Source organism: Streptomyces sp. ISL-36 (assembly GCF_018614205.1).
GTDB lineage: Bacteria > Actinomycetota > Actinomycetes > Streptomycetales > Streptomycetaceae > Streptomyces.
The window spans coordinates 25,232-51,825 of sequence record NZ_JAGGOS010000035.1; the positions used below are offsets into that span (position 1 = coordinate 25,232).

Below are 26,594 nucleotides of genomic sequence, written 5' to 3' on the forward strand. Positions count from 1 at the left end.
TCTCTCGGGCTGGCGTATCTCATCCCTGCGGTGACGCACGTCAGAGGCGGAGCAGGCGCTCGGCGTTGAGGTGGCAGATCTTGGCGCGGTCGGTCTCGCTGATCGGTGCGGTCTCGATGAATCGGACGGCGTCGTGGTTGCTTTCCAGAGGGTAGTCGGTGGCGAACATGATGTGGTCGGCGCCGAGCGCCAGCAGGCTGCCGAGCAGAGGTGCATGGGCGCACACTCCGCTGGTGGTGATCATCATGTTGTCGCGGATGTAGTCGGAGGGGCGTGGCTTGGCCAGGCGGATGCCGCGTTGGTCGAGGAAGTCCCAGCGGCTGTCCAGGCGCCACAGGATGCCGGGGAGCCCTTCCCCCATGTGGCCCAGGACGAGGGTGGCGCCGGGGAAGCGGTCGAAGACGCCGCCGAAGAGGATGCGCAGGGCGTGGGTGGCGGTTTCCACGCCCCAGCTCCACATCGGCCCGATCAGTTCCTCGTGGCCGCGCAGGTTGTGCCACACATCGTAGGAGTTCGCGGGGTGCAGGTAGACCGGCACACCGAGGGCCTCGGCGCGTTCCCACATCGGCCAGAACTTCTCCGCGTCCAGGTACTCGCCGTGCGTGTGGCCGTTGATCAGCGCGCCACGCAGGCCGAGTTGAGTGACTGCTCGTTCCAACTCGGCCGCGGCGCCGTCCGGGTCCTGCAGGGCCAGTGCCGCGAAGCCGGAGAAGCGGGTGGGGTGCTTGCCGGTGATCTCGGCGAGGAAGTCGTTGGCCTGTGCCGCGCGCTTGGTGGCGAGGGCCGTGTCGGTCTCGGCCTGGATGCCCGGTGCGGTCAGGGACAGCACCTCCATGTCTATGCCGAACTCGTCCATCTGGGGCAGGCGTACGTCGGTGAAGTCCAGCAGGTGCCGTCTGGCCGCGTCCCATTGAGGCGGGTCGAACAAGGCGGCGGCGGGCAGGCTGTAGTGGGCCAGGGCGGACGTGGTGAAGTGCTCTTCGATCGCGATTTTTCTCATGGTGGGTGTCCTTCCCTCTGCTGAGTGGCGAGCCTGCGGTCGAGTGACGCCCGGCGGGGATGAGGCGAGACCCGGGCTTGAAGGCGTGGCGGGGCGGCTGCGGGTTCAGCTTCCTGGGCTGGGCTCCGCGGAACCGATGGGTACGCTCTGCCGGCGCGGGGCGCGGTGGCCGGCCGGCCGGGCCGGGACGGCGATCGCCGCCGTGGCGCCGACGGCGGCGGTGGCGGCGAAGAGGTAGAAGTTCCATTCCAGGCCGAGCGCGGAGTCGAGGATGCGTCCGCCGAGCGAGGGGCCGACGATGGCGCCGAGCCGGCCGACGGACAGCGACCAGCCGATGGCCGGCACGCGCAGATTTGCCGGCATGCGGTCGATCAGGTAGGCATTGACGAGCGCCTGGCAGGCCAGCAGCCCGAAGCCGCACACGAGCAGGCACAGGTACAGCACCCAGGTGGCCGGTTTGCGGCTCATCACGAGCAGCCCGGCACTGCCGGCGAGGAACGCGCCGGCCACCACGCGCTTGGGGCCGAGTCGGTCGGCGAGCACCCCTCCGGGCACCAGACCGACGCCGGCGCCGATCCACGACAGACACGTCATGGTCAGGGCCGAGCCGATGGAGAAGCCGCCGGTCTGCATGAGGGTCGGCAGCCACGTGCTGAAGCCGAAGATCAGCAGCAGACCGCAGAAGGCCATCACCCAGAACAGCAGCGTGGTGACGACCAGCGGCCGGGAGAGCAGCGGGCCGAGCCCGAGGAACCGGTGGGCCGGCTCGGAGGCGGCGGGCGGTTGTGGAACCGGCAGGCCGAATCGGGCGGCGGTACGGGCGGCTTCCTCGGCCCTGCCGGTACGCAGCAGGTACTGCGGGCTCTCGGGCAGGCGCAGGAAGGCCCAGGGAACCGCGGTGAGCAGGGCGGCCGCGCCGACGGCGTACAGCATCCGGAAGGAGACGTCTGGCAGCAGCCACGAGCCGAGCAGCGGTGCCCCGAGGGAGCCGACGCAGGAGCCTGCCATGGTGATGGCGATGTTGCGGGCCCGCCGTTGAGGTGCGGACATGTCACCCACGACGGCGGTGAGCGTGGGCAGTACGACGCCGAGGCCGATCCCGGCGAGGAGGCGGGACGCTGCGAACACGCCGGGCCCGTCGGCCAGGGCGGAGCCGAGCATGCACAGGGAGAACAACGACAGGCCGTTCAGGAGCAGGCGGCGGGTGCCCAGGCGCCGCCCCGCGGCCCCGGCGACGCCCGCGCCGATGAGCATGCCGACGGCGACGAGCGATCCGATGTCGCCGGCTTCTCCCTTGGACAGGTTCCAGCCGGGCTCGTGCAGCAGCGCCGGCACGGTGGCCCCGTACACGGACAGGTCATAGCCTTCGAACATCGCGATGAGAGCGGCCAGCAGGACGAAAAGGCGTACGTCCGCAGGACGTGGTCGGGCCGGGGCCGGGCGTCTTGGAGACGGCTTCGCTTTCATGATGGCGATTCCTTTGGTCTCGGGACACGTGCCGGAGGAGGACGCGGACGGGGGAAGCGCGAGCCCGGAGCCGAGCGACGGATGGCCGTCACGATGCGGGCTTCATGGGGCCGAAGTCCGTTTCGATACGGTCCCTGGCGTGCAGCAGGGCATCGGCGATCGCCTGCTCCCGCCCGGTGAAGCGTTGCGTCGGGGTGGGCACGCTGATGGCTGCGGTGCCCCAGGCCGCGGTGCGGATGGCGACGCCGGCCGCGGATATGCCGACGGTGTGCTCTTCGCGGTCGAAGGCGACGCCGGTGCGGCGAATGACGTCGAGCTCGCGGTGCAGGGCGGGGCGGGTGGTGAGGGTGTGCGGCGTTTCGGCGGTGAGCCGGTTCGGTACGGCGTGCTCGAACGCGTTCGTCGGGAGGGCGGCGAGCAGTGCCTTGCCGGGCGCGCAGCAGTGCAGGGGGAAACCGGCACCGACGGCGCTGACCGCGCGCAGCCGGCGGTCGGCGATGACCTGGTCGACGAAGACCACCTGGTGGTCCTCCAGGACCGACAGGTCTACCGTTTCCTCGAGTTGACGGGACAGATCTTCCAGATGGGGACGCAGATCCACGATCATGGCTGATCGCACGGAAGCGGCCATGCGGGGGATCTCCGGCCCCAGCCGGTACCGCCCGCGGGTGCCGGTCACGGTCACCAGTCCCTCCGCCTCCAGCGCACCGAGGATGCGGTGGACCGTGGACTTGGCAAGGCCGATCCGCTCGACCACCTCGGCCTGGGTCAGGCCGGACGGGGCTGCCTGGAGCAGGCGCAGCACCTCCGCGGCCCGCGCGATGACCTGGATGCCGCCCGACGTGGCCTCCCGTTTCGTCTCCTGCCCCACCGACTGGTCGGTCACCGGCATGACTGCTCCCTTCTCCCGTCGTTCTCCGGGACCAGACTGCCGTATCGCTTCGGGGGCGGTGAGTACGGGCCGCATGTCAGCCCATGCGTTGATCCGGGCATCGCGGAAGCGTAGGTTTTCGGTTGCCCGTCACAGCTTCTCGACCGCCGGATGGCCTTGGGAACCGGTGGTCGGCCGGCTCGCAGCACTCAGGTGTGACGTGGGTGGGATCATTTTCGCTTGCCGACCCCGAACTGGGTCAGGTCGTGACCTGGGGTGATCTTGCCGTGGTATGTCCTTCCTACGTCCCGGCGCCAGCGGTCGTCCGAGACGTCCCGCGGATCGCCCGGGGTGAGGTGGCTGAGGACGACGTGGGCGACGTCTGCGGACTTCGCCACACGTCCCACGTCCTGGGCGGTGGTGTGGGCTTGCTCCATGTGGTCGCTGAAGCCCGGCCCGTAGCCCGTCGTGGTCTTGGCGAACCAGTCGAGGTTGGTCGCTTCGTGGACCAGGATGTGGCTGCCCGCGGCCAGTCGGGAGACGTTGTCGCTGTAGGCGGTGTCGCCGGAGAACGTCACCGATCCGTCGTCGGTGTCGAAGCGGTAGGCGAAGGAGGGGAAGACGGGCCCGTGGGGCACGAGGACGGCGGTCACCCTGACCCGCTCGTCCTCGAAGACGCGAAAGGGACGCATGGCGGGCGCGGTGTCGGTCGCGGAGGCGTTCGTCCCGGAGGGAAGGCGGATGTCCCGGGCGTCGAACAGCCGCTCCTCGTCGATGTGCGCGCCGACCTCCACATTGCGGATGTTCATGTCGTAGGCGTACGCGGACAGCAGACCCTCGAACATGTCCTCCGTGCCCGGGGTCGCCGCCTTGCCGGACCGCACCATCGGCACGGATTTCCCGCCGAACGGCTTGGCGAATCCGCCCGCGCGGCCGGGTCCGTGGACGGGAAGAGGCCCGCCGAGCTGATCGGGCTGCATCCAGAGCACGTTGAAGAGATCGAAGAGGTGGTCCGAGTGCAGGTGGGTGATGAACATGCCGCTCAGGCCGGCCGGTTTCAGCCCGGCCTGTCCCATCCTGCGGGCTGCGCCGAGCCCTGCGTCGATTAGGTAGTGCCGGTCTCCGACGACGAGGGCGCTGGATATGCCGGCACGCCCGGCGCAGAAAACCGGTCCTCCCGTCGTGCCCAGCAGGACCAGGCGGGTGTGGTGGCCGTCGGCCTTTCCGGAGAGTGTGGTGGGCTCGGGTGGCACCGACGCGGAGGCCGGCTTCTGTGCGGTGGTGGAGGCGGCATGGCTCGTGCATGCGGTCAGCCCCGCTGCGGCCATTCCGAAGGCACCGAGTGCGGCGCGACGGGGCCATTGTCCGCCGTGCGTACGGCGGGTGTCGTCCTGTGGCATGTCTGCTCCTCCGGCATGTCTGCTCCTGTGGTACGAGCCGCTTGGTGGGTGGTGGCGCCACGGCGGGACGAGGACGGCAGAGCGCCCCGGGCGACGTGGCGCCTCGACAATCGACGGTCAGGCGACGGCCGGCAGGCCGAGGAGCCGTTGGGTCTCCTCCACTCCGGCGACGCCCAGGTCGAGGTCGCGGGCGAGGGCGACCGCCCGGTCGACCAGGGGCAGGTTCCCGTGCGCGAGCTCGCCCTTGCGCAGGTGCAGCGTGTCCTCAAGACCGGCGCGGGCGTTGCCGCCGAGGGCCAGGCCCATGGCGGTGAGCGGCAGGTTGTGCCGGCCGATCGCGATGACCTGCCAGACCGCGTCCGGGGGCAGCCGGCGGACCATGGTGAGGAGGTTGTCGGCGGTGGCGGCCATGCCGCCGCGGACGCCGAGCACGAGGGAGAACTGCAGCGGCTCCGCGAGCAGGCCCTCCTTCCACAGCCGCAGACACGCGTCCAGGTGCCCCGTGTCGTAGATCTCCAGTTCGGGCTTGATGCCCAACTCGCGCATGCGAGCCGCCAGTCGGCGCACCTTGTCCGGTGGGTTGCGGAACTCGCCGTCGCCGAAGCTCATCGAGCACGGGTTGAGGGTGGCCATGCGGGGCCGCAGCTTCACCAGTCGCTCGCGCTCCTCGAAGGGCACGCTGAGCCCCACTCCGGTGGAGAGCTGGATCAGGATCGGGCAGCGTTCGCCGATCAGTTCCATGGTGCGGCGTGCGACGCCCAGGTCGGCGGTCGGCCGCTGCTGCTCATCGCGCAGGTGGATGTGGGCTACGGAAGCCCCGGCGCGGTGGGCGTCGGCGACGGCCTCGGCGATCTCCTCCGGGGAGGTGGGCAAGTGCGGGTTGTCGTTCTTGGTGGCGATCGGCCCGGTGGGCGCGACGGTGATGACGACGCCCATGTCAGTCCTCCCCGTGCGGCAGCGCGATGGTGACGAGCAGAGTGGCGGGGCGCTTGGAGCGGTTCTCCACCGAGCGGATCTGGCCCTTGGCCAGGTGTACGGAGTCGTACTGCCGCAGCGTCTCCTCCCGGTCGTCGGCGATGACCACCACCTCGCCGTCGAGGACGACGTACACCGTCTCCTCCGCCGTGGGCGCCGCGTCCGCCGCTCCGCCGGGCAGGTAGTACGACAGGCCGGTCCAGAAGCGTGTGGTCGGTCCGGCTTCGTGGCCCTGGAGCCGCAGTGCGCCGACGCCGTGGTGCAGCGGCGGCTGGTACGGCGGGGCTTGGTCGAGCCGGGTGACGCGGAGCGGGCTCATCCGCGCTTCCCTGTCTCGATCCGGTACTGGCCGGTGGGGTCGACGATGGCGACCAGGCGGACGATGCAGCCGTCGCCGCCGGTCCAGCGCCAGGGGAACGCGGCGAACGTGACCCGCTTGCCGGTGACCTTGTCCAGGTCGCCGCCGACGTTCTCGAAGCCGATGATGCCCTTGGACAGAATGGCCCGGTGGCACGGCTCCCACTCGGGGAAGTCGTCCTTGGCCTTTCGGCCGGTCTCGGCCTCGTACTCCTCGCAGGCCCATGGCAGCAGGCCGTTCGGGGCGCCCGGGCCGTGCGGCCCGATGGCGGTGGCCAGCGGGTGGTCGAGCGCCTGTGTATCGGTGCCGACGGCCTTGACGCCCTTGGCGGCGAACCATTCGCCGGCCTCCTTGTAGAAGCCGGGGGAGTAGGCGTAGTAGTCGCTGTTGTCGCCGTAGGTGTGGTGCCAGCCGGTGTTGACGACGACGATGTCGCCGGGGCGGATCTCGGGGGTGGCCGCCTCAAGGTCGGCGGCGGTGACAACCTCCCACTTCTTCTTGGGGATCGACACGACCACGCCCGTGCCGAAGAAGGAGCTGAGCGGTATCTCGTCGAGCAGTGGGGTGTTCTCCACGACGTGGCCGGGGGCGTCGATGTGGGTGCCCGAGTGCATGACCGTGGTGATCTTCTGGGTGAGCACGCGGGATTTGGACATGCTGTGCAGGCGCTCGATCTTCACGTCCTCGAAGTACGGCCAGCACGGGGTGCCGTGCCCCCACGGGTGGGAGAGGTCATAGAACTCCAGGCCCTGCTCGTTGGGGCCGAGGGGCCAGGTGAAAGAGGTCTCGGTCATGGGCGTTCACCTTTCGTGGGACTGCGGTTCGGTCAGCGAGAGCTGTCGGGCGATGTGCTGGGCCAGGCGTGCGCCTGCCCGTTCGCGGCTGCCCTCGGGCCAGGTGAGGAAGCCGCGGCCGCTCTTGGCGCCCAGGTCGCCCGCCGCCACCAGCTCACTCAGCAGCGGAGAAGGACTCGCGGAGCGGTTCAGGTCGGGCAGGACGGCCTCGTGGATGGCCAGGGTGAGGTCGAGCCCGACGTAGTCGGCGTTCTCCAGGGGTCCCATGGCGGACAGGCGCAGGCCGATGGTGTTGCGGACCACGGTCTCGACCGTCTCCGCGGTGCACACTCCGTCCGCGACGAGCGCGATCGCCTCGCGCCACAGGGCGTGCTGGAGCCGGTTGCCGACGAATCCGGGCACGTCGCGCTCGACGCGCACCGGCAGTTTGCCGAGGGATGCCAGGAGAGCCGACGCGCGCTCCATCGTCTCCTCGCTGGTGTGCTTCCCGCGGACGACCTCGACCACCGGGATCAGGCCGGGCGGGTTCCACCAGTGGGTGCCGACCACTCGCTCGGGGCGGGCGGTGCGTTCGGCGATGCTGCTCACCGGTAGTACGGAGGTGTTGCTGGCCAGCAGCGCGTCGGGCAACAGGCGGTCCAGGTGGGTGAACAGAGCCCGTTTGGCCTCCAGGTTCTCGGCGACGGCTTCGACGACGAGGCCGGCTCCCGTGACGGCTTCGGCCAGGTCGGTGCTGCCGTCGACGTCCCCGTCGGCGCCCCGCAGGCTGTCCACCGCGCTGCGCAGGGCGTCGGCGTCGACATCGTGCAGACGTACGGGATGGCCCGCGCCCGCGAACACCTCGGCTATGCCCCGGCCCATCAGCCCCGCGCCGACGACGGCGACGGTCAGCACGCGGTGTACCCCCCGTCGAGGTACAGCACCTGTCCGGTGACGAACGAGGAGGCGTCGCTGAGCAGGTAGATCAACGCCCCGGCGAAGTCCTCCGGTTCGGCCAGCCGGCCCAGCGGGACACGGGCGAGCATGGCCGCGCGGGTCGCGGTGGCCTTCTCGTCGTCCTCGTACATCCAGGCGGTCAGCTCCGAGCGGAACACCGTGGGAGCCAGCACGTTCACCCGTACTCCGGCGCTGCCCCACTCGGCGGCGAGACTGCGGCCGAGCAGGTCGACCGCGGCTTTGGACGGGCAGTATGCGGAGTAGCCGGCGGGGTGGCCCAGCCGGCCGCGGGTGGAGGACACGAGCACCACGCTGCCCCCGCCGTCGCGGCCGAGCATGTGCCGCCCCGCCGCCTGGCACATCAGCCAGGAGCCGCGGACGTTCGCCGACTGGACGGCGTCGAAGTCCTCGACCTTCATCTCGGTGATGGGCGCGACGTGGTTGGTGCCGGAGGCGACGAGCAGACCGTGCACGTCTCCGTACGTCCGCACGGCGGCCGAGAGGATCGCCTCGGCCTCGTCCGGGGTGTCCGGCCTGCGCCGGACGGTCACGACCGGTCCTGGCCCGTTCAGATCCGCGGCCAGCGCGTCGAGCTTGTCGGCGTTGCCACCGGCGAGGGTGAGACGGGCGCCCAGGGCGTTCAGCGCGCGTGCCGCCGCACTGCCGAGGGCGCCGGTGGCGCCGGTGATGACAATTGAACGCCGGTCAACTGTGAAGCGAGAAAGGGGAGAAACAGCAGGAGCGAGTGCCACGAGAACTCCTAAGTTCCGTGATGCGAATCAATCGTGCCGGAATGCGGTTCAACGTAGAGGCGGCTCAGGTCATGGTCAATGGGCCGTGCGCAATCTGTTGTTCACGTGGTCCGAGGTTCTTGGCCCCCCGTACGGACGCTTCGACGTCTCGACGTGGCCGCAACCTTCTTGCACACTGACCGCCACGGCTTGGGACGAGTCGCACAGTCGCGAATCGGTGAGGGCGCCTTGGAAGACTCCTCGTACGTGAACCGCAGCATCCCGGTGAGGAGCCTTCACCGGCGGCGGACGAAGGAGGCGCCCCGATGACCCGCCGCCGCAGCTCCGAGTCGGGCACCGGGCCCGTGCTCGGCCGCGCGCTGCAGATCCTCGGTGCGTTCAGCGCGAACTGCCCGGAGATGACGTTGAGCGAGCTGTCCCGGCGGTCAGGGCTGCCGGTGTCGACCGTGCACCGGATGCTCGGCGAGCTCATCGCCTGGGGAGCACTGGAGCGCGGTGACAAGGGGTGCTACCGCGTCGGCCTGCGGCTGTGGGAAGTCGCCTCCCTCGCGCCGCGCGGACAGGGCCTGCGCGAGCGGGCCCTGCCGTTCCTGGAGGACCTCTCCCAGATCACCCGGGAGAACGTTCAGCTCGCGGTGCGCGAGGGTACAGAGGTCGTCTTCGTCGAGCGCATCGCGGGGTCCGGTGCGGTGCCCGTGCTGACGCGCGTGGGCGGGCGTTTCGCCCTCACGGCCACCGGCGTCGGGCTGGTGCTGCTCGCGCATGCCCCCGCCGAGGTGCAGGAGCAGGCGCTCGCCGGCCCCCTCGAGCGTTTTACGCCGGGCACGGTCACCGATCCGCGTGTGTTGCGGCGCATGCTGGCCGAAACGCGGACCCATGGCTACGCGGTCAGCGATCGCCAGGTCACGATGGACGCCCTGTCGGTCGCCGCCCCGGTGCACGGCAGCCGTGGTGCGGTGATCGCCGCGGTCTCGCTGGTGGTACGCCACGGCAGCACCTCCGCGCACGCGCTGGCCCGGCTCGTCTGTACCAGCGCCCGGGCGATCTCCCGCGCCATGAGCACACCGCAGATCTGAACCGTGCCGCCCCGCGCCTGACCCTCCGTACCCGCCCATGCCGTGTCGCCGGCCAAGCTCCCGCCCGGGTCCTGATGTCCGCCCGCCACGGCAGCGTGGCCGGCATCGGGCAGATGTTTCCCGGCATCCGGAAAGACCCCTGGTGGCCCGGGGGCGCCGACCCCACGATGGTGCGCACCGGTCGACGCCCGGGGCCCGGTCCGCCGGGGCCGCACCCGCCTGACGGGCGGAGGGTGTCGCCGACCACCACGCAGTCGACAACGGAGTGCTGCCATGGTTCTGCCACCCTCTTCCCCACCTCCCGGAACTCTCCGGTGACCGGCCCCTCCCTGCGCACCGCCCTCGGCGAAGGGCCGATGAGTCGCTTCCAGTGGGGTGCGATCGCGGTGTGCGTACTGCTCAACATGCTCGACGGCTTCGACGTACTCGTCATGGCCTTCACCGGCAAAGCCGTGTCGGCGGAGTGGGAACTCAGCTCTTCCGAGCTCGGGCTGCTCCTCAGCGCGGGCCTCGTCGGCATGGCTCTGGGCGCCCTGTGCGTCGCCCCGTGGGCCGACCGGATCGGCCGCCGGCCGGTCATCCTCGGCTGCCTGACCGTGGCCGCCATCGGGATGCTGCTCTCCTCGGTCAGCCAGTCACCCGGCCAGCTCGGAGCGCTGCGTGTGCTCACTGGAGTCGGCATCGGAGGCGTCCTGGCCGGCAGCAACGTCATCGCCGGCGAGTACGCCTCCCGCCGCTGGCGCGGGCTCGCCGTCAGCCTCAACTCCACCGGCTACGCGGTCGGCGCCACTGTCGGCGGACTGCTCGCGGTCGGCATGACCGGGCAGTTGGGCTGGCGCTCGGTCTTCCTGACCGGCGGCCTGGCCACCGCTGTCGCCGTCCCGCTGGCCTACTTCTGCCTGCCCGAATCCGTGGACTTCCTGGCCTCCCGCAGGCCGAAGCGCGCCCTGGAGAGGATCAACGTTCTGGCCCGGCGCATGAGGCAGCCGCCGCTGGCGAGCCTGCCCGAGCCCACCGCCGGACCGTCCGGAGTCGGGGCCGGATTCCGCGAGCTGCTCTCACCCGCGCTGCGCCGCTCGACGCTGCTGCTGTGGTCGGCGTTCTTCCTGGTCATGGCCGGCTTCTACTTCGTGACGAGCTGGACGCCGACTTTGCTGGTCGAGGCCGGTTTGTCCGGCACCCAGGGCCTCACCGGCGGGACACTGCTCAACCTCGGCGGCATCTTCGGTGCGGCGGCGCTCGGGGTCCTCGCCGCCCGCTTCGCGCTGCGCTCCGTGCTCATCGCCTACCTGATCACCACGGCCGTGATGCTGTCGGCCTTCATCGCCTCGACGTCCTCGCTGGGGGCGGCCTTCGCCCTCGGCGCGGTGATCGGCCTGTTCGCCAACGGCTGTGTGGCCGGCCTGTACGCCCTCACCCCGGCCACGTACGGCACAGGAATCCGGGCCACCGGACTCGGCAGCGCCCTCGCGGTCGGCCGCATCGGCGCGATCCTCGCCCCGACCGTCGCGGGCGGCATGCTCGACGCCGGCTGGACCCCGCAGAACCTCTACCTGGCCGTCAGCCTGATCTTCATCGCCACCACGGCCCTCCTCCTGCTGCTGCGTCCCGCCACGGCAGGGTGCACGGAGCCCGCCGCGGCCCCGGCCGTCGGCACCGCGCACTGAACGCCCCACTCCGAAGGGAACGATCATGACTGCTTTCGTACGCAATCAGTGGTACGTCGCCGCCTATGGCCGCGAGGTCGGGCGCGAGCTGCTCGGACGCACAGTGCTGGGTGAGCCGATCCTGCTGTACCGCACGGAGGGCGCCCGGGCGGTGGCCATGTCCGACCGGTGCGTGCACCGCCGCTTCCCGCTCTCGCAGGCGCCGAGCCGGCTGGACGGCGACCGGGTGGTGTGCGGCTACCACGGGTTCACCTACGGCACCGACGGTGGCTGCGTCTTCGTGCCCGGCCAGCAGCGCATCCCGCGTACGGCGCGCCTGAAGACGTACCCGGTGGTCGAGCAGGACTCCTTCGTGTGGGTGTGGATCGGCGACCGCGAGCCCGCGGACGCCCTGCCGCCCCGCGCTCCGTGGATGGACTCGACCGACTACACCGTGGTGTCGGGCATGGAGCCAATCGATGGTGACTACGGTCTGCTGGTCGACAACCTCATGGACCTCTCCCACGAGACGTACCTGCACGGCGGTTACATCGGCACGCCCGAGGTGGCCGAGACGCCCATCACCACCGAGGTCGACGACGCGGCCGGCATCGTCTACGTGAGCCGCCACATGGACGACGCCGAGTGCCCTCCGTTCTACGCCAGGTCCACGGGTATCGAGGGCCGGATCAGCCGCTGGCAGGACATCGAGTACCACGCGCCCTGTCTCTACTCGCTCCACTCGCGCATCGCGCCTGTCGGAGCGCCCGGTCCGAATCCGGACGGCAGCGACCCGCACGCCTTCCACGTGGAGGTCGTCTACGGCATCACCCCTTCGACGGAGAAGACGACGTACGACTTCTGGGCCGTGGCCCGCGACTTCGCCCTCGACGACCAGGGCGTCACCGACTTTTTGCGCGGCAACAACCACACGGTGGTCATGCAGGACGTCGTGGCCCTCAACGTGCTGCAGAAGTCCCTGGACACCGAGGCGGCCGGCTATCAGGAGCTGAGCATCAACATCGACACCGGGGGACTCGCCGCCCGCCGTATCCTCGCCCGCCTGGCCCAGGAGGGGACCGGGACGCAGGCCCGGGCGGCGGCCCGATGACCCCGCTCCACCCACCCGTCCTCTCCGGCGAGGACGTCTACCGCATCCACTGGGTGCTCGGTACCGACCGGCTGCTGGCCGTCTGTCACTGCGGTGCGCGGCGGGAGTTCGAGGACCCGGTGGGTCTGTGGGACTGGTTGCTGGGGCACCCCGAGGACCACCACCCCGGCCCGGTCCCGGAGTCCGCTCCCGCGTCCGCCCCCCAGCCTCGGCACGCGGCCTTCGCCTGAGCTGCCCCCGGTCCGGAAAGAGAATCACCATGACCATCACGAGCCCACAACGCACCGGGGTCGAACTCGACCTGACCCTGGCGCGCAAGGAGCCCCTCGCCGAGGGCGTCGTCCGGCTCAGCCTGGCCCACCCCCGCGGCGAGCGGCTGCCCGCATGGACCCCTGGCGCCCACATCGACCTGGTGCTGGGCCCCGACCTGGTACGGCAGTACTCGCTGTGCGGCGACCCTGGGGACTCCTCCCTGCTCCAGGTGGCCGTGCTGCGCGAGCCGGAGAGCCGGGGCGGCTCCCGCTACGTGCACGACACGCTGGCCGAGGGTGACACGGTCCGGGTGAGCGGCCCCCGCAACCACTTCCAGCTGGTCGACTCCCCCCGCTACCTGTTCATCGCCGGCGGCATCGGCATCACCCCGGTCCTGCCGATGATCGCCACCGCCGAGCAGTGGGGCGCCGACTGGCGACTGGTATACGGCGGACGCAGCCGCGCCACGATGGCCTTCGCCGGGCACCTCACCAAGGACCACCCCGACCGGGTGGCACTGTGCCCGCAGGACGAGACCGGCCTCCTCGATCTGGACGGGCTGCTCGGCAGCCCCGCGCCCGGCACCGTCATCTACTGCTGCGGTCCCGAGCCCCTGCTCAGCGCGGTGGAACGGCGGTGTGCCTCCTGGCCGGAAGGCACCCTCCACATTGAGCGGTTCACGCCGAAGGGGCGGGAGGAAGACGCCTCTTCGACCCCCTTCAAGGTGGAACTCTCGCGGAGCGGTATCACGGTGACCGTCCCACCGGACAAGACCGTCCTCCAGGCGGTCGAGGAAGCCGGCGTGCAGGTCCTGTCCTCGTGCCAGGAGGGGACCTGTGGCACCTGCGAGACCGCGGTCCTCGACGGCGTGGTGGACCACCGCGACTCCCTGCTCACCCCCGCCGAACAGGCCCGCAACGACACGATGTTCGTCTGCGTCTCGCGCGCCGCCTGCCCGCGCCTCGTCCTGGATCTGTGACCCGCCGGCACCTCACGGGTGCGCTTTACGACAGGCTCAGCCTCCTCCGAGCGCTACAGCCCCTTGCCGTCGGCCGCGATCCTGCTCATCAGGCTGTCCAGGTGTGAGCGCATCACGGAGATCAAGTCGAAGGAACGCCCGCTGGCCAGCCACTGGAGCCGTAGTCCGGCGTCGAGTGCCGCGCACTCCCGGGCGATGCTCTCATGGTTCAGGCCCGCCTTGAGTTCACCCGACTCGGCGCCGGCGCGCAGGCGGTCCGCGAGTTCCCGTACGCCCTTTTCCTGCCAGTGGGAGAAGAAGTCATGTGCTGGGTGGTCGGGAGCGGTGGCCTCAGCGCCCACCACGACGGCGAGTTCGAGGATCCCCGGCATGTTCAGCGATTCGGCGGTGTCTTCAAGGTGGCAGCGGAAGGCGTCCCGCACGGAGTCGGACACGCGTACCCACCGCTCGTCGAGCTGCTCGTGCCAGTACTGCACCACGGCCAGCAGTAGTTGCTGTTTGTCGCCAAAGTGATGGAGCAGCCCGGCGTCGGTGATCCCTGCATCGCGGGCAACGCGGGCCAGTGAGGTCTTGCGGTAACCGTCCTGGCCGAAGCGCAGCAGCGCGGCCTCGAGGATCTGGTTGCGCCTGGCCAGCCCTGTTGCGTAGCCGCCGCGCGGCCCCCGTGGTGTCGCCATGCGGACAACCGTACTAGGTGCCCGCGCGCCGATCGTCGCCGGAAGTGTGCTGCGGCCCTGCGGACGCACCGGCGTGCGGACCACAGGGATCAGTGTGACTCAGGTCACACTTTGAATACCTAGTGCTGGCTAGGCATTGGCTTCATCATCGTCCGAAAGCGAGGGACTGATTCGAGCCTGTGGCCGGATGTGAGCCCTGGGTGACGGCATGCCGTTCCGCGCACGACCCCGACCTTCCCTGTTCGCGAAAGGAGCGGCTTCATGACACCGACGTCTGCGAGCCCCCCGCTCGACGCAGCATCCTCCGACGACACCGCGAGATGGACCCCGCGTCTGGTCGCCATACTCATCGCGCTCATCTGGCCGACCCAGCTCCTGGCCGCCGCCGGCATTCTGGGGGCCAATGCCACCGCCAGCGTGGCGCAGAGCTTCCACACCACCCAGGTGGCCTGGTTCGGTCTGACCGTCGTCCTCGTCTCGACGTTGCTGACGCCGTTCGTCATGAAAATGGGTGACCGGTACGGCAAGAAGCGGCTCATGCTCGTGATGACCGGCTTGGGGGTCAGCGGAGACATCATCGCCGCGCTTGCGGGCAGTTTCTGGCTGCTGCTTGTCGGGCGGGCGATCGCCGGCTGTTACGGCCCGTTCGCCGCCTTGTCCTTCCCCGCCGTGCGGGACATTTTCCCTGCCCGGCTGGTGAAGCCCGCCAGCGCCGTCCTGGGCAGCAGCGTCGGCCTGGTGGCCCTGGCCGCGCCGTTCCTGGCCGGCCGGCTGGTCGACGGCTGGGGCTACAAGGGCGTGATGTGGTTCCTCGCCGCGGCCTCCGTCGTCGGCTTCGCGCTGATCGCCCTTCTGGTGCCGCAGACCCCACGGCACGACTTCCGGCCCGGCTTCGACTGGCTCGGCGGTCTGGCCCTCGGCGCGGGCCTGACCGCGGTCGTCTACGCGGTCGGGCAGGGACAGAGCTGGGGGTGGGCCGACGCCAAAACCTTCAGCTGGCTCGCCGTCGGCCTGGTCGCACTGGTCGTCTTCTTCTTCGTGGAGCGCTCCAGCGCCCACCCCATCCTGGACCTGAAGGTGCTCAGCCGCCGCCCGGTCGCCCTGGTTCTCGTCACCGGAGGGCTCGCCCAGGCCGTCGCCTTCACCATGCCCGCCATGGCGATCCTGCTCGCCCTCTACCCGCACATCCCCGGGGTCTCCGCCGGTCTCGGATGGACCGCACAGCACAATGCCGCCGTCAGCGTGACCTGGAACGTGGTGATGTTCGGTACCGGACTCGTCGCCAGCCGCCTCCTGCGCACCACCGACGCCCGCCTGCTCTGGTGGACGGGGCTGGCCCTGATGGCAGTTGGCTACGGCCTGGTGGGCTTCTTCCACGCGAACGAGACCGAACTCATCCTCACCTCGTGCCTGGCCAACCTCGGCTCCGGTCTCGTCGTCGCAGGAGCTCCGGCGCTGGTCGTCGGCGTCGTGTCCAAGGACGAGCAAGGGCTGGGCAGCGGCATGCTCAACATGCTCATCAACTTCTTCGGCGCCATCGTCACCGCCCTCTCGTTCGCCGCCCTCGCGACACACAGCACCGTCGTGGACGGCACCGCCTTCTACCAGGACGGCGGCTACGCCTGGCTCTTCTGGACCGGAGCACTGATCACGGTGCTGACCCTGGCGATCTCGCTGCTCATCCCCGCACTGCGGGATCCGGCGGAAACCGACGCCGCCCCCGTCGTCTGAACGCCCCGCCCCGGACGGCCATGTCCCGCGGGCACCGAGAAAGGCAGACATGTCACACCCCTGGACCGCTCAGGTCATCACCCCCGCCCGGCCGCAAGAGCCGCCGGCCACGGCGGGCCGGCCCGCCCCGCTGCTGCGCGCTGTGTTCACCGTGAGCAGCCAGGTGAGACGGGCGGAGCTGAGGGTCACCGCCCTGGGGGTGTACGAGATGCATCTCAACGGCGGCGTGGTCGGTGACCACGTCCTGGCCCCGGGCTGGACCAGTTACCATCACCGCCACCGCTACCAGTCCTTCGACGTGACCACGTTGTTGCGGCCCGGCACCAACGCCTGGGGCGCGTACCTCGCGGACGGCTGGTACCGGGGCCTGCTCGGATTCAACGGCGGCAACCGCGACATCTACGGACCGGACACCGGACTGCTCGCCGAGCTGAGGATCGAGTACGCCGACGGCAGCCTCCAGACGGTGACGACCGGTCCCGGCTGGCGAGCGTCGGCCGGGCCGGTCATCGCCGCCGGCCTGTACGAGGGGGAGGACTTCGACGCCCGCCGGGAGCCGCCCGGCTGGAGCGAACCGGACTTCGACGACACGCACTGGCAGCCGGTGCGCGTGGTGGACTTCGACACCTCGGTACTCTTCCCGGCCGACAGCCCCCCGGTACGGCGCATCGAGTGCCTGCCCCCGGTGGCCGTCACCACCTCGCCCGCCGGGCGCACCCTCCTGGACTTCGGTCAGAACCTGGTCGGCAGACTCCGCATCCGCGTCCGCGGAGAGGCGGGTCGCACAGTCACACTGCGGCACGCGGAAGTGCTGGAGATCGGCGAGTTGTGCGTGCGCCCGCTGCGTGGCGCCACGGCCACCGACCGCTACACCCTGCGTGGCGACACCGACGGCGAGCAGTGGGAGCCCCGCTTCACCTTCCACGGCTTCCGCTACGCCGAAATCGACAACTGGCCCGGCGAACTCGCCCCCGGTGACGTCACCGCTGTGGTCCTGCACAGCGACCTGCACCGGACCGGCTGGTTCGAGACCTCCGACCCATCACTGAACCGGCTGCACGAGAACGTGGTGTGGGGGATGCGGGGCAACTTCCTGGACGTTCCCACAGACTGCCCCCAGCGCGACGAACGCCTCGGCTGGAGCGGCGACATCCAGGTCTTCGCCCCCACCGCCACATTCCTCTACGACACCAAGGACTTCCTGCGCTCCTGGCTGCGCGACTTTGCCGCCGACCAGAGCGAGGACCCCGACGGCATCCCCCCGGTGATCAGCCCCACCATCCCGTTGAACATCCCCGTCCCCATGCCTCCCGGCAACCCTCCGATGGCCGGCTGGTGCGACGCCGCCGTCATCGTCCCGTGGGTCCTGTACGAGCGATACGGCGACACCGAGGTACTGCGCACCCAATACCCGTCCATGCGTAGCTGGGTGGACGCCGTCGACCGGATCGCCGGCCCAGGACATGTGTGGGGCGAGGGCTTCCAGTTCGGCGACTGGCTCGACCCCACCGCGTCCCCAGACGACCCCGGCCAGTCGATGACCTCCTCTCAGCTCGTCGCGACCGCGTTCTTCGCGCATTCGGCGCGACTGCTCTCCCGCACCGCCGAGGTGCTTGGCGAGAAGGACGACGCCGAGCGCTACCACGCTCTCGCCGGTGCCGTGCGGCACGCTTTCCGCGCCCGATTCCACACCGGCGGCGGCCGCCTGGTGGAAGAGACCCAGACCGCCTACGCCCTCGCCCTCGGCTTCGACCTGCTCCACGACGACGCCGAACGAGCCGAGGCCGGGAACCGGCTGGCCGCCCTGGTGACCGAGCGCGGCCACCGCATCGGGACCGGCTTCCTCGGCACGCCTCTCGTGTGCGACGCGCTCACCGCGACCGGCCACACCGACACCGCGTACAGGTTGCTGCTGGAGCGCTCCTGCCCATCGTGGCTCTACCAGGTGGACATGGGCGCCACCACAATCTGGGAGCGCTGGGACAGCCTGCTCCCGGACGGCAGCGTCAACCCCGGAGAGATGACCTCCTTCAACCACTACGCGCTCGGCGCGATCGCCGACTGGCTGCACCGCACCGTCGCGGGTCTCGCGCCAGCCGCCCCCGGATACCGCCGCCTGCTCGTCCGGCCCCGGCCGGGCGGCGGTCTCACCTGGGTGAAGGCCGCGCACGAGACACCGTACGGACGGGCCGAGGTGGCGTGGCGCCTGCACGAAGGGGAGCTGACCGTCGACGTCACCGTCCCCCAGGGCACCGAGGCCACCATCGATCTGCCAGGCGCCGAGCCCACCCGGGCCGGGCCGGGCACCCACACCTTCCACGCCCCCCACCGCACCACCGAGGAGCAGCAGTGACCCACCCGTACCAGGACCCCAGCCGCAGCCTCGAGGAGCGGGTGGCGGACCTGCTGCCCCGGATGGCGCTGGAAGAGAAGGCCGGGCTGCTGTTCCACCACGCGATAGGCATCGGAGCGAACCCCGCACCCATCGGCCTCACCGCCGAGCAGATGATGTCCGACAAGCTGATGTCGCACTTCAACCTGCTGGGCGCGGGCACCCCCCGCGAAATGGCGGAGCTCCACAACCGGCTGCAGGAGCAGGCCGCCGCCACCAGGCTGGGCATCCCGGTGACGCTGTCCACGGACCCGCGCCACGCGTTCACCGACAACCCGGGTACCGCGATGATGGCCGGCCCGTTCTCCCAGTGGCCCGAGGCCCTGGGCCTGGCCGCCATCGATGACATCGACCTGGTACGCCAGTACGGCGACACCGTGCGCCGTGAGTACCTGGCCGTCGGGCTGCGCGTCGCCCTGCACCCGCAGATCGACCTGGCGACCGAGCCGCGCTGGGCCCGCATCTCGGGCACTTTCGGCGAGGACGCCGACCTGACCTCCCGCATGGCCGCCGCGTACATCGAGGGCCTACGGGGCCCGGGCGGGCAGCTCGGCCAGGACAGCGTGGCCGCGATGGTCAAGCACTTCCCCGGCGGCGGCCCGCAGAAGGACGGTGAGGACCCGCACTTCCCCTACGGCAGGGAACAGGTCTACCCGGGCGGCTTCTTCGACTACCACCTCAAGCCGTTCAGGGCGGCCATCGCCGCCGGCGCCACGCAGGTGATGCCGTACTACGGCATGCCGGTCGGCACGACGTACGAAGAGGTCGGATTCGGCTTCAACCACGGCATCATCACGGGGCTGTTGCGCGAGGAGCTGGACTTTGACGGCATCGTCTGCACCGACTGGGGACTGCTCACCGACGGCCCGATCATGGGCGAGATGCACACCGCCCGCGCCTGGGGCGTGGAACACCTCACGCCCGAGGAGCGGGCGCTGAAGGTGCTGCACGCCGGCGCCGACCAGATCGGCGGCGAAGCCTGCCCCGAGCTGATCACCGGCCTGATCCGCGACGGACGGCTGGCGGAATCCAGGCTCGACGCCTCCGTCACTCGCCTGCTGGCCGAGAAATTCCGCCTCGGCCTGTTCGACGACCGCCGCTACGTCGACCCGGACGCCGCCGAAGAGATCGTCGGCCGCGCCGACTTCCGTACCGCCGGCGAGGCCGCCCAGCGCCGCTCGCTGACCCTGCTGGAGAACCGCGTCGGCGTACTGCCGCTGACCGGCCGCCCCCGGCTGTACGTGGAGGGCGTCGACCCGGCCGTGGCCGCCGAGTACACGGACATCGTCGCCGACCCGGCCCATGGCGATCTCGCGGTGCTGCGCCTGAACACACCCTACGAGCCTCGCCAGGGCCTGTTCGAGTCCTTCTTCCACGCAGGCAGGCTCGACTTCGACCGGGACCGCCTCAAGCAGATTCTCGCCCTGCTCGACACGGTGCCCACCGTCGTCACCATCCACCTCGAACGGCCCGCCGTCATCCCCGAGATCGCCGACCGCTGCGCCGCCCTCCTCGCCGCGTACGGCGCCGGAGACCGGGCGCTGCTCGACGTCCTGTTCGGCCGGGCCGCCCCCGAGGGCGCGCTGCCCTTCCAGCTTCCCCGGTCCATGGCCGAGGTCGGGGCCGGCCGCCCCGACGTCCCGCAGGAGAGCCCCAATCCGCTCTACCCCTTCGGCCACGGGCTTCGATACGCCGCACCACAGGCGACGCAGCCGAACCGCGCACACTGAGCCCCACGTCCGTCGCACCTCCTTCGCGGCTTCCCCCCAAGCGACCGGCCTCACCCCATTCAAACCACGCGTGAAAACGAGGAGTACCCATGAGCAGCACCTTCCCCAACGGCTTCCTGTGGGGCGCCGCGACCGCTGCCCACCAGGTCGAGGGCGGCAACGTCAACAACGACTTCTGGGAGATGGAGCACCGCCCCGACACCTTCTTCGCCGAGCCCAGCGGGGACGCCTGCGACAGCTGGCATCGTTGGGCGGAGGACCTGCTCGACGGCACCCTCGCGGAGTGCGACCGGACCGGCGACGGACGGGCCCACTACTCCCACAAGCACCGCCGGCACGGCGTGAACGTGCAGGTCGTGACCGACCCGACGGGCCACATGCTGTGGATCTCGCCCGCGCTGCCCGGCCGTACCCACGACCTCACAGCGGCCCGCGCGCACCGGATCATCCGGATCTGCGAACGCCAGGGCGTCCCCGTCCTTGCCGACCGCGCCTACCAGGGAGCCGGACCGTGGGTGACCACCGGACGCAAACGGCCTCCAGAAGGTGAACTGTCCTTGACCCAGCGCACGGTCAATCGGGCACTGGCCCAGGCCCGAGCACCCGTCGAACGCGGAATGGCACGACTGAAGTCCTGGCGCATCTTCCGCCGGTCCCGCGTAAGCCCGGGGGTCGAGGAACATCGGAACGAAAACCGGCGCTAAGCCCTCGTCGGCCCTGGTGGGAGACCGGTGGGCCGTCGGTGGCGGGGCTGATCTGAAGTCTTCCCCCAGATAACGCCCTATTATCTGCGGTATCACTGAACGCGACCTGCGGGGACGTTCTCCGCGCACTACGTGAAGCGGCCCTGTTATCTGCGGCAAGGGGGAAGCGGTGTCGACCGTCGTCCAGCTGCTGGCCGGGAAGGCGGTGACCGTCAGTACGGCGGCCGACCTGTTCCTCGACTCGCTCGGCAACCCGAACACCGTCCGGAACTACGGCATCGCCGTCTCGAAGACCGCCGAGCGCCTGGGCGAGGGCCGGCCGTTCGCCTCGGTGGAGGACGACGAGGTGGGCGAGGTGCTGGAGCTGTTGTGGGGCGGCTCGGCGGTAAACACCTGGAATGCCCGCCGCGGCGCGGTGCTGTCCTGGACCGGCTGGTGCGCGGAGCGCGGGTACGACGGGCCAAGGGTTCCGGCCTGGGCGAAGCGGCTGCCGCCGCCGGACTCGGACACCCCAGTGCGCTCGAAGTTGGCGATCGACCGGCTGATCGCCCGCCGGGACGTCCACCTGCGGGAGAAGACGCTGTGGCGAATGCTCTACGAGACGTGCGCACGCTCGGAGGAGGTCTTGGACGTCAACATCGAGGACCTGGACTTGGCTGGCCGCCGCTGCCCGGTGAAGGCGAAGGGTGCCCAGCCTAAGGCCCGCCGCCGCGGCGGCGCCCGCGAGGACTACGTGTTGGAGGCGGTGTACTGGGACGCCGGTACCGCCCGACTGCTGCCCCGGCTGCTCAGGGGCCGCACTCGCGGGCCCGTGTTCGTGACCCACCGCCGTCCCGGCCCCGGCAAGGTGGTCAGCTCGCGCGACGTCTGCCCGGACACCGGGCTTGCCCGCCTTTCCTACGGGCAGGCCCGCGCACTGCTGGACGAGCACACTGCGGTGCGAGGGCAGGGCACGGGCTGGGACCTGCACGAGTACCGCCATTCCGGTCTGACCCATCTTGGTGAGGCCGGGGCTAGTCTGCTGATGCTGATGGCGAAGTCGCGGCACAAGAAGACGGAGAACGTCCGTCGCTACTTCAAGCCGTCTCCGGAGGCGATCGCCGAGGTGACCAGCCTGCTCGCGCCCGGCAACAGCAGGCGCTGAAGCCGCTCAGCCTGTCCAGGAGTCGTATTCGCTCGGGCGCCTGCGGCTCACCGGAGCACGACCGTGACACCGCACCGTTCGAGGAGCCGCACGATGTCCTCGAAGTAGGAGAGCCCGTCCTCCAGATCCTCCACAACGTCCGCCAGCGCGCGGCGCGCGATCTCGGAGTCGTGCCAGGTCAAGGTAAAGGGAGGGGCCACTCCGAATCCACCGCCCAGGCAGTCCTTGAACGCGTTCCACTCCCGGCCGAAGTAGCGGCCGGGCCCGAGCAGGGCCTCGGCGATCGCGCAGTGCAGTCCGGCAGCGTCAGTGACGAATCGGCCGTCGAGATGGTGCTCACCGCCGGACCGATCCGGCCGGGGCACGGGCCCCCGCCAGGCACGAGTGGTGAGGTCCAGCCACGCGGCCCTGCCCTGCGAGTCGTACGGCGCCCACAGGTTGGGTTCGGTAGGCGGGCCCTGATACCACTCCGCCCAGATCGGGCGGGCTGCCGGCGATGGCCGATCGTCACCACCATCGGTAAGGGTGATGTCGACGAGAGTGCCGCCGAGCACGGACGGTCGCGCTCCGGTGATGGCCAGGCCCACGGAGCGGGAGGCCATCACGGCACCATGACGATCCAGAACCAGGAGGTATGCCCAGTCCCGCTCCGACCGACGGGGTCGCCGCAGCGCCGCGAGCAGGGGCTCCGCAGGCTCGCAGCCGATCAGCTCCATCGGAGCGGGGGCCGGGCCCACTCGCGCCTTGAACAGGCCGTCCACGCCGGAGCACCGGCCTGCACTTGCCGCAGCAGCCGTCGTTCCCGCGAAGAGCTCGAAGCGCGGCGTCGCAGGTAGTTCGAAGAAGCTCTCCTCGTTCCTGACGCCGGCGCCGAGCACGATGTCGTACCGTTCCAGATCGGCCGAGTGGGGCTGGTGGGCCAGCACGACCGCATCGACGAGAGTCCACCACTGCACGGGCTCCTCGTCGTCCCAGACCTCGACGCACACGTCGCCCAGACCCCGTAGCGAGACCTCGGGCTCAGCAAGTACCTCGCTCAGGAGACCGTCGGGGCGGCATCCGCGGAGAGTGAGCACCTCCCGTGGCGGCGGGACCGGGTCGACGAAAAATCCTTCGACACCCGCGCACCTCCCCCAGAGCTGTTCCACACCGTCTTCGTCTTCCTGAACCAGGAGGTACTTCACCGGAAAACCCCGGTCCCACGTGGCGTGATCTGCGATGCGCACCCAACCCCCGAACATGTGAGCAACCTTCGCGCCTACGATACGGACCCGCCTGGCCCGGAGAGGGCAGAGGATGGTTGCTCGCCCTCGATCACGTCTCGTCGGCGGCGCTCAGATCGCGTAGGGGGCGCAAGCCGCCAGGCAGGTCCGGCAGCTGGAACGAGTACCGGCCGAGCATGTTGACGTGGTGCCGCACGAACGGGGAGAGCCGGGCGACGTCCTCCTCGCGGACCTCGAAGCCGTCGGCGCGGAGCTGGGCGATAGCGGCGTCCATGTACCGGGTGTTGAAGAGGACCAGGGCGTTGAGGACCAGGCCGAGGGCGCCGATCTGGTCCTCCATGCCGTCCTGGTAGCGCTGGTAGAGCTGCCCGGCCCGGCCGTGGAAGATCTTCCGGGCGAGCGCGTGCCGGCCTTCCTGGAGATTGGCCTGCACCTTGATCTGGCGACGGTAGCCAGGCTCGTCGGCCAGGCGCAGGATGTGCAACGACTTCGAGATCCGCCCGTAGTGCGCGATCGCGTCCCCGAGCGGGGTCGGGCGCCCGTCCCGGGAGAGCATCCGGATCACGTCGTAGGCGCGGACGGCGCCGGTGTGGATGGAGCCGATGATCCGAAGGATGTCCTCCCAGTGCCGCTCGATCCGCGCGAGGTCGACCCGGCCGCGGGCCGCTTCCTGGAAGGCTCCGTAGTCGGCCGTGAGGTCGATGCGCCACATCTTCTGATCGGGCAGGTCGGCGAGCTGGGGCGCGTACGCGAACCCGGCGAGCGTCAACAGGCCGAAGACGATGTCGCTGTACGAGGCGGTATCGGTGACGATCATCTCCGGGCGACGGCCGCCATCGCGGTCATAGAGGACGTCCAGCACGTACAGGGAGTCGCGCGGGGTGCCGGCCACGACCTTCCCGCCCAGACCGGCGGCCTGGTCGTTGATCATGTTGAGCCAGGTGGCGCCGCCCCGGCTGCCGAAGTACTTCGGGTTCGGCCGCGCGTACACCGAGGGGACCGGGACGACGAACCGCATCCCGTCGACCGAGGCCACGAGCCCGCCGCCCCACGCCTGCGCGAGGGCGATAGACGCCTGGTGCTCGATCAAGGTGGCGTTCGCGGCCCGGTAGGTCGCGAGGCGCAGGTAGGTCTGGTCGACGTGGGACAGCCGCCCGTACTTCAGCGCGTCGGCCCCACCGATGACCGGGGTGTAGCCGACGTTGCAGCCGTGGGCGACCAGGAGCGCGGCGATCGTGACGTGCAGGTCCTTCAGGCGGGCCTCGCCGCCGGTGACCGAGGTGAACGCCTGGTCGGCGCCGGTCCAGGAGAACACCTCCAACAGCACCTCGGGCAGCCCCACCCGGGGCAGCATCGCGTTCACCGCTGCCCGCAGATCGAGCAGGGAGGCCGGTTCGGGCTCCGGCTCCAGCGCGGCGAAGTGCAACCTGCCGTCGTCGTCGAAGACGATCTGCGCGTTGTCCGGCAGCCGCCCGGCGACCTCCCGGTACGTGCCGTCCAGCAGCGCCGCCCGCGCGGCCAGGTGCTCACCAGCCTCCCCGGGCAGTCCGAGCGAGGCCAGCACGGTCGGCCGGGCCTGCTCCCACGCCTCGCCGTCCAGCAGCTTCGCTCGCGGGTCGCCCCACTTGGAGGAGTTCTTCGCGAACACCTGCTTGCTTCGCAGCATCCGGTGCAGCTGCTCCAGGACGCAGAAGGTGTACGCCTTCCAGTCCACCGTGCCCGGCTCCAGGTGGGGTGCCGAGAGCACCAGGCGCCGCCACGAGCCGACCAGCAGGCCGGTGTCGATCTCGGCCGGGCCGACCTTCTTGCGACCCATCAGGTCCGGCAGCGACTTGAGCGCGTCCAGCACGGCCTCGCCCTCGGGGGTGGCGCCGAAGTCGACGACCGCGCGGCGGCGTCAGCTCGAACAGCGCGGCGATCGCGGCGGCAAGCTCGTGCCGGGGCACCACCGCCTCGATCCGCTCCCACATCGCCTCGAACGACTCCACCGCCGGGCCGGTGACCTCCCCAGTGTCGGTGTCGACCAGCTCGCTCGTGGTGTCGAACACGACCTGGAACGCGGTCGCCAGCTTCGCCGAGGCCCGTTCCACGCGCGGCAGCGTCTTCATCTTCTCCTTGACGGTCTCGCGCTCGGCCTTGGCCAGCAGCTTCGTCGCGATCAGCACCTCCAGGAGGTCGAGCGCGTCGTCGACGGCCCGGGTCGTCAGGTAGACGGTCGTGGCCAGCAGCGTCGCCAGCCGGCGGGAATCGCCGTGGCGGCGCAGCAGCGATGCCTTGCCGTCCACGCCGTACCGGGACAGCTCCGCCAGCCGCCGGGGCGGGATCGCCGACGTGTCCAGGTCCCCCATGCCGAGGCCGGCGATCTCCTCGGCGCGCTTCAGCGCCGCCTTCATCTGCGGTCCGGACACCCGTACCGGGCCGCGACGCAGCCGGTCCAGCTCCGAGACACGCTCACCGGCCGGGACTGTCAGCAGCGAGTCCAGCACCGCCCGCTGCCCGGTGTTCAGCAGCCCGTACAGCGTGTCCCACAGCCGCTGGTTCGCCATCTCGCGGACCGAGGCCACCAACCTCGTCAGCGTCGTCACCCCGGGCAGCAGTACCCGCCGCTCACGTAGCCAACTGGCCGCCGCGTCGAACAACGCCTTCGGGCCTTCCCCCGTCGTCCAGGCCCGCGCCTCCACCCACGCCCGCAGCTCGGCCTCCGCCTCGGCGAACTCCCGGTACTCCAGGACCTGACGCAGCTCGCGCACGTGCTCCAGCCGGGTGTTCTCCCGCTCGCCGTACACCTTCAGCACCGACGGATCACCGATGCCGAGCTGCTCGGCGAGGTACTCCACGACCTCTACCGGCACGCCCGTCGGGTCGTCCAGGAACACTCCGAGATAGCGCACGGTCGTGAGCTGGGCCGCGTACCCCAGGCGGTTGTGGGCCCGCCGCTTCGACTCGATCAGCTCCCGGTCCGCGTCGTCCAGGAAGAAGAAGCGCTCCAATTCCGTACGGGACGGCGCCCCGCGATACGCCGCGTACGCGGCAGCCTGCTCATCCGTCAAAAACTCGACCGGCACCCCGGACCTCCAGAACAGTCGATCAACACGACTGCCGAAGATTCAGCCACCACAGAAGCCCAGGTCAAAGCCCTCGCAGAGGTCGGACGGGCTTAGCGCCGGTTTTCGTTCCGATGTTCCTCAGCCCCCAGCCCCAACCGCATGACGTCAATCGCCGCAGCCGTCCTCACCCTGGAGAGGCAACGCTGAAAAGGCTCACTGGCTCAGACACGCAATGCTTCCCAGTGCCCGGGCACGGCGCGGGCGTTTTTGCAGGACACGCCCTAGCCTCGCCGTTTCGGTTGGGGTTACCGGGCGGTTGAGTGTGGCTG

At 70.4% G+C, this 26,594-nt stretch carries 20 protein-coding genes and 3 pseudogenes; 11 read left to right on the forward strand and 12 right to left on the reverse strand.

Annotation, left to right across the window (positions count from 1 at the left end; all coding sequences use genetic code 11):
* Positions 1 to 40: 40 nt before the first annotated feature.
* From J7E93_RS08855 to J7E93_RS08895, 9 genes are all read right to left on the reverse strand, one after another.
* Complete coding sequence (locus J7E93_RS08855; RefSeq protein WP_215067170.1) at positions 41 to 1,000, reverse strand: amidohydrolase family protein; 960 nt, start codon at positions 998 to 1,000, stop codon at positions 41 to 43.
* A 105-nt stretch (positions 1,001 to 1,105) separates the two neighbouring features.
* Positions 1,106 to 2,467, reverse strand: coding sequence for an MFS transporter (locus J7E93_RS08860; RefSeq protein ID WP_215067172.1), 1,362 nt, complete (start codon positions 2,465 to 2,467; stop codon positions 1,106 to 1,108).
* A gap of 88 nt (positions 2,468 to 2,555) precedes the next feature.
* On the reverse strand, positions 2,556 to 3,359 hold the full coding sequence (locus J7E93_RS08865; protein WP_215067174.1) for an IclR family transcriptional regulator: 804 nt from the start codon (positions 3,357 to 3,359) through the stop codon (positions 2,556 to 2,558).
* A gap of 209 nt (positions 3,360 to 3,568) precedes the next feature.
* On the reverse strand, positions 3,569 to 4,738 hold the full coding sequence (locus J7E93_RS08870) for an MBL fold metallo-hydrolase (RefSeq protein ID WP_215067176.1): 1,170 nt from the start codon (positions 4,736 to 4,738) through the stop codon (positions 3,569 to 3,571).
* 117 nt (positions 4,739 to 4,855) lie between these two features.
* Positions 4,856 to 5,674 carry a 3-keto-5-aminohexanoate cleavage protein gene (locus J7E93_RS08875; RefSeq protein WP_215067178.1) on the reverse strand — a complete coding sequence of 273 codons (819 nt, stop codon included), beginning with the start codon at positions 5,672 to 5,674 and terminating at the stop codon, positions 4,856 to 4,858.
* A 1-nt stretch (position 5,675) separates the two neighbouring features.
* On the reverse strand, positions 5,676 to 6,032 hold the full coding sequence (locus J7E93_RS08880) for a cupin domain-containing protein (protein ID WP_215067180.1): 357 nt from the start codon (positions 6,030 to 6,032) through the stop codon (positions 5,676 to 5,678).
* On the reverse strand, positions 6,029 to 6,865 hold the full coding sequence (locus tag J7E93_RS08885) for a cyclase family protein (protein ID WP_215067182.1): 837 nt from the start codon (positions 6,863 to 6,865) through the stop codon (positions 6,029 to 6,031). The genes J7E93_RS08880 and J7E93_RS08885 overlap by 4 nt, the downstream gene beginning before the upstream one ends.
* Positions 6,866 to 6,871: 6 nt before the next feature.
* Positions 6,872 to 7,759 carry a 3-hydroxyacyl-CoA dehydrogenase family protein gene (locus J7E93_RS08890; RefSeq protein WP_215067184.1) on the reverse strand — a complete coding sequence of 296 codons (888 nt, stop codon included), beginning with the start codon at positions 7,757 to 7,759 and terminating at the stop codon, positions 6,872 to 6,874.
* Positions 7,753 to 8,553 carry an SDR family NAD(P)-dependent oxidoreductase gene (locus tag J7E93_RS08895; protein WP_215067186.1) on the reverse strand — a complete coding sequence of 267 codons (801 nt, stop codon included), beginning with the start codon at positions 8,551 to 8,553 and terminating at the stop codon, positions 7,753 to 7,755. Before J7E93_RS08895 ends, J7E93_RS08890 begins: the two co-directional genes overlap by 7 nt.
* A 305-nt stretch (positions 8,554 to 8,858) precedes the next feature.
* Here J7E93_RS08895 and J7E93_RS08900 point away from each other — a divergent pair, with 305 nt between their 5' ends.
* From J7E93_RS08900 to J7E93_RS08920, 5 genes are all read left to right on the forward strand, one after another.
* Positions 8,859 to 9,629, forward strand: coding sequence for an IclR family transcriptional regulator (locus J7E93_RS08900; RefSeq protein WP_215067189.1), 771 nt, complete (start codon positions 8,859 to 8,861; stop codon positions 9,627 to 9,629).
* Between the two features lie 314 nt (positions 9,630 to 9,943).
* Positions 9,944 to 11,296, forward strand: coding sequence for an MFS transporter (locus J7E93_RS08905; RefSeq protein ID WP_215067191.1), 1,353 nt, complete (start codon positions 9,944 to 9,946; stop codon positions 11,294 to 11,296).
* 25 nt (positions 11,297 to 11,321) lie between these two features.
* Positions 11,322 to 12,386 carry an aromatic ring-hydroxylating dioxygenase subunit alpha gene (locus tag J7E93_RS08910; RefSeq protein ID WP_215067193.1) on the forward strand — a complete coding sequence of 355 codons (1,065 nt, stop codon included), beginning with the start codon at positions 11,322 to 11,324 and terminating at the stop codon, positions 12,384 to 12,386.
* Positions 12,383 to 12,616: a hypothetical protein gene (locus tag J7E93_RS08915; RefSeq protein WP_215067195.1), complete on the forward strand. Its 234-nt coding sequence runs from the start codon at positions 12,383 to 12,385 to the stop codon at positions 12,614 to 12,616. Before J7E93_RS08910 ends, J7E93_RS08915 begins: the two co-directional genes overlap by 4 nt.
* A gap of 29 nt (positions 12,617 to 12,645) precedes the next feature.
* Positions 12,646 to 13,617, forward strand: a complete 972-nt coding sequence (locus J7E93_RS08920; protein WP_215067197.1) for a PDR/VanB family oxidoreductase — start codon at positions 12,646 to 12,648, stop codon at positions 13,615 to 13,617.
* A 53-nt stretch (positions 13,618 to 13,670) separates the two neighbouring features.
* Here the strand turns inward: J7E93_RS08920 and J7E93_RS08925 are convergent, their stop codons facing one another.
* Positions 13,671 to 14,294, reverse strand: coding sequence for a TetR/AcrR family transcriptional regulator (locus tag J7E93_RS08925; protein ID WP_215067199.1), 624 nt, complete (start codon positions 14,292 to 14,294; stop codon positions 13,671 to 13,673).
* 261 nt (positions 14,295 to 14,555) lie between these two features.
* On the opposite strand from J7E93_RS08925, the gene J7E93_RS08930 reads away from it, so the two are divergent.
* From J7E93_RS08930 to J7E93_RS08955, 6 genes and pseudogenes are all read left to right on the forward strand, one after another.
* The gene (locus J7E93_RS08930; RefSeq protein WP_215067201.1) at positions 14,556 to 16,025 is read left to right on the forward strand and encodes an MFS transporter; all 1,470 of its coding nucleotides are present in this window, start codon (positions 14,556 to 14,558) and stop codon (positions 16,023 to 16,025) included.
* Between the two features lie 49 nt (positions 16,026 to 16,074).
* On the forward strand, positions 16,075 to 18,378 hold the full coding sequence (locus J7E93_RS08935; protein WP_215067203.1) for a glycoside hydrolase family 78 protein: 2,304 nt from the start codon (positions 16,075 to 16,077) through the stop codon (positions 18,376 to 18,378).
* Positions 18,375 to 20,147 (forward strand): glycoside hydrolase family 3 N-terminal domain-containing protein, encoded by a 1,773-nt coding sequence (locus tag J7E93_RS08940; protein ID WP_215067205.1) that lies wholly within the window; start codon positions 18,375 to 18,377, stop codon positions 20,145 to 20,147. Before J7E93_RS08935 ends, J7E93_RS08940 begins: the two co-directional genes overlap by 4 nt.
* A gap of 89 nt (positions 20,148 to 20,236) precedes the next feature.
* A pseudogene (locus J7E93_RS08945) lies at positions 20,237 to 20,410 on the forward strand (family 1 glycosylhydrolase); the annotation flags it as partial.
* Positions 20,408 to 20,851: pseudogene (locus tag J7E93_RS08950) on the forward strand (transposase family protein); the annotation flags it as partial. The pseudogenes J7E93_RS08945 and J7E93_RS08950, both read left to right, overlap by 3 nt.
* A 169-nt stretch (positions 20,852 to 21,020) precedes the next feature.
* Positions 21,021 to 21,995, forward strand: coding sequence for a site-specific integrase (locus J7E93_RS08955; RefSeq protein WP_215067206.1), 975 nt, complete (start codon positions 21,021 to 21,023; stop codon positions 21,993 to 21,995).
* A gap of 47 nt (positions 21,996 to 22,042) precedes the next feature.
* Here the strand turns inward: J7E93_RS08955 and J7E93_RS08960 are convergent, their stop codons facing one another.
* Together J7E93_RS08960 and J7E93_RS08965 are read right to left on the reverse strand one after the other, a co-directional pair.
* On the reverse strand, positions 22,043 to 23,071 hold the full coding sequence (locus J7E93_RS08960; protein ID WP_308368133.1) for a barstar family protein: 1,029 nt from the start codon (positions 23,069 to 23,071) through the stop codon (positions 22,043 to 22,045).
* 238 nt (positions 23,072 to 23,309) lie between these two features.
* Positions 23,310 to 26,283: pseudogene (locus J7E93_RS08965) on the reverse strand (Tn3 family transposase).
* Positions 26,284 to 26,594 lie beyond the last annotated feature (311 nt).

Excerpts from the sequence above, each read along its gene's own strand:
- J7E93_RS08935 (WP_215067203.1), top strand. The coding sequence starts at position 16,075 with ATGTCACACCCCTGGACCGCTCAGGTCATCACCCCCGCCCGGCCGCAA.
- J7E93_RS08920 (WP_215067197.1), top strand. The coding sequence starts at position 12,646 with ATGACCATCACGAGCCCACAACGCACCGGGGTCGAACTCGACCTGACC.
- J7E93_RS08875 (WP_215067178.1), bottom strand. The coding sequence starts at position 5,674 with ATGGGCGTCGTCATCACCGTCGCGCCCACCGGGCCGATCGCCACCAAG.
- J7E93_RS08885 (WP_215067182.1), bottom strand. The coding sequence starts at position 6,865 with ATGACCGAGACCTCTTTCACCTGGCCCCTCGGCCCCAACGAGCAGGGC.
- J7E93_RS08915 (WP_215067195.1), top strand. The coding sequence starts at position 12,383 with ATGACCCCGCTCCACCCACCCGTCCTCTCCGGCGAGGACGTCTACCGC.
- J7E93_RS08930 (WP_215067201.1), top strand. The coding sequence starts at position 14,556 with ATGACACCGACGTCTGCGAGCCCCCCGCTCGACGCAGCATCCTCCGAC.
- J7E93_RS08865 (WP_215067174.1), bottom strand. The coding sequence starts at position 3,359 with ATGCCGGTGACCGACCAGTCGGTGGGGCAGGAGACGAAACGGGAGGCC.
- J7E93_RS08880 (WP_215067180.1), bottom strand. The coding sequence starts at position 6,032 with ATGAGCCCGCTCCGCGTCACCCGGCTCGACCAAGCCCCGCCGTACCAG.
- J7E93_RS08860 (WP_215067172.1), bottom strand. The coding sequence starts at position 2,467 with ATGAAAGCGAAGCCGTCTCCAAGACGCCCGGCCCCGGCCCGACCACGT.
- J7E93_RS08900 (WP_215067189.1), top strand. The coding sequence starts at position 8,859 with ATGACCCGCCGCCGCAGCTCCGAGTCGGGCACCGGGCCCGTGCTCGGC.
- J7E93_RS08870 (WP_215067176.1), bottom strand. The coding sequence starts at position 4,738 with ATGCCACAGGACGACACCCGCCGTACGCACGGCGGACAATGGCCCCGT.
- J7E93_RS08910 (WP_215067193.1), top strand. The coding sequence starts at position 11,322 with ATGACTGCTTTCGTACGCAATCAGTGGTACGTCGCCGCCTATGGCCGC.
- J7E93_RS08925 (WP_215067199.1), bottom strand. The coding sequence starts at position 14,294 with ATGGCGACACCACGGGGGCCGCGCGGCGGCTACGCAACAGGGCTGGCC.
- J7E93_RS08855 (WP_215067170.1), bottom strand. The coding sequence starts at position 1,000 with ATGAGAAAAATCGCGATCGAAGAGCACTTCACCACGTCCGCCCTGGCC.